Here is a 1,775-nt window from a genome sequence, read left to right on the forward strand (position 1 = left end):
GCAAGCGAGTAACCGAAGCAACGATTCAGCACCGAAAAGACACGAACCAATAACACATGGCTGGAGATTAAGGACCGGGCGCTATTTGCCCGGATTTTCTAAAAGTTGATACCTGTCAATTTATTAATGAACGAATCGCTTTAAACTGAAAATGTAAAGAAAAGAAAGGGGCGTTCAAGATGACAAAAGTGATTTTACAATTAGAGGCGCTGACCTGTCCGTCATGTCTGCAAAAAATTGAAACCGGCCTTGCGCATCAGGAAGGCATTCTAAAGTCGAAAGTCTTGTTTAATTCCAGCAAGGTTAAAGCAGAAATCGATCCGGATAAGATCTCAGCCAAAGCGGTTGCGCAGATCGTGTCGAAACTCGGTTATGAAGTCGAATCGGTAAAAGTAAAGGAAGCTTAAGGATCATAAATTCAGAGGAGGAACGCGTATGTCAATCGATGCGTTGTATGAAGCAGAAGTTTCTCAGTCGGAGAAAGATCACCACATCCCGACCGCCGGAGCGATGACCGGTCATATTTTAGCCAATCTGAAGATTCATCAGGAAAAGCTGGCTCAGGCCGTTTCTTATGCCAAAGGATCCGAAACTCCATTTTTAAAGGAATTCTTCAGCCAGGCGATCCAAACAGAAATCAGGTTATTTGACGAGCTTGCACAAGTGTTGTTAGATGAAAGCGAAGTGATTCCGACAACAACTGAGGAGTTCAACCGTTACAGTATGTTGGAGGAGCATGGGAAATTCAAGTATCTCTCTGCTAAAGAATGGCTTGTGGCTGCAGTGAAAGACTTTGATACGCAAAATCTGTTTATCACGCGCGCGATTAAATTAGCTGAAAAAGAGGATAAACCGGTACTTCAAGCGTTTCTGGTGCAGCAATTAGGCTGGAATAATTGCAAGATCCGTGAGTTACAGGCGTTCTTAGGTCATGCTCCTCGAGAGGGATTAGAAGAAGACGATGATGATGATGATTAATTAATGGAGGTTTGAATGATGGGGAAGCATAGCTGTCTGATCTTGGTCCCTCTGTTCAATCATTTGGACGAATCTGATTTAGAAAAAATTGATCAACTGACCAAACGTCATGTCTATAAGAAAGCGGAACAGATCTTCAAACCGTATGATCAGAAGCAGTTGACCATCGTAGCCAAAGGACGCATGAAAGTCTATCAGATTTCCGGCTCTGGTCGCGAGCAGCTTCTGCGCGTTGTCGAACCGGGTGGGTATGAAGGCGAAACGGCATTATTCGGTACAGAAAACGACAGCTCATTTGGCGAAGCGCTTCAAGAAACGGTGGTATGCACACTGGCTCACCAGGACTTCCGGAAGCTGCTGCTGACGTATCCTCAGATCAGTCTGAAATTATTAGAGACGAATGCAGAAAAACTGGTTTCTGCGGAGAACCAGTCAAAATTTTTACTCATGGAAGCTGTAGAAACGCGATTAGCGGTCTATCTGCTGGATTTAGCGAAGGCAAAGGGTTCCCTGACCTTCGATTTACCTGTGAAAATGAAGGAATTAGCGGGGTTCTTGGGTACGACCCCAGAAACGTTGTCCCGTAAATTTAAGTTATTAAAGGATAAAGCGTTGATTCGTCGCGAGAAGCAAACAGTGACCTTGCTTGATCCGGAAGAACTTGAAGCGCGTTATGTCATCAATTAGAAAGTCCCGTCAGGAAAAGCTGACGGGACTTTTTGACAGGTAAAGAAAGTTTATGATTTTGCTTTGTGGTACAACGAAAAGTGGCATTTCATCGATAAGAGTTAGCTCAA

Annotated in this window: 3 protein-coding genes; all 3 read left to right on the forward strand. The window is 44.0% G+C overall.

The genetic code is table 11. The features are described from left to right. Positions 1 to 179 precede the first annotated feature (179 nt). From SIN01_RS14580 to SIN01_RS14590, 3 genes are read left to right on the forward strand one after another with little or no spacing between them, the layout of a single operon-like run. On the forward strand, positions 180 to 407 hold the full coding sequence (locus SIN01_RS14580) for a heavy-metal-associated domain-containing protein (protein ID WP_010026612.1): 228 nt from the start codon (positions 180 to 182) through the stop codon (positions 405 to 407). A 28-nt stretch (positions 408 to 435) separates the two neighbouring features. Then, entirely contained in the window at positions 436 to 978 is a 543-nt protein-coding gene (locus tag SIN01_RS14585; RefSeq protein ID WP_028976556.1) for a ferritin-like domain-containing protein, read from the forward strand. Positions 979 to 993: 15 nt separating this feature from the next. Continuing rightward, the gene (locus SIN01_RS14590) at positions 994 to 1,665 is read left to right on the forward strand and encodes a Crp/Fnr family transcriptional regulator (protein WP_029548192.1); all 672 of its coding nucleotides are present in this window, start codon (positions 994 to 996) and stop codon (positions 1,663 to 1,665) included. The last annotated feature ends 110 nt before the right edge of the window (positions 1,666 to 1,775 follow it).

The sequence above is a fragment of the Sporolactobacillus inulinus genome (genome assembly GCF_006539285.1).
Taxonomy (GTDB): domain Bacteria; phylum Bacillota; class Bacilli; order Bacillales; family Sporolactobacillaceae; genus Sporolactobacillus; species Sporolactobacillus inulinus.

Bases quoted from the DNA above. Each gene is read 5' to 3' on its own strand.
- SIN01_RS14580 (WP_010026612.1), top strand. From the start codon at position 180: ATGACAAAAGTGATTTTACAATTAGAGGCGCTGACCTGTCCGTCATGT.
- SIN01_RS14585 (WP_028976556.1), top strand. From the start codon at position 436: ATGTCAATCGATGCGTTGTATGAAGCAGAAGTTTCTCAGTCGGAGAAA.
- SIN01_RS14590 (WP_029548192.1), top strand. From the start codon at position 994: ATGATGGGGAAGCATAGCTGTCTGATCTTGGTCCCTCTGTTCAATCAT.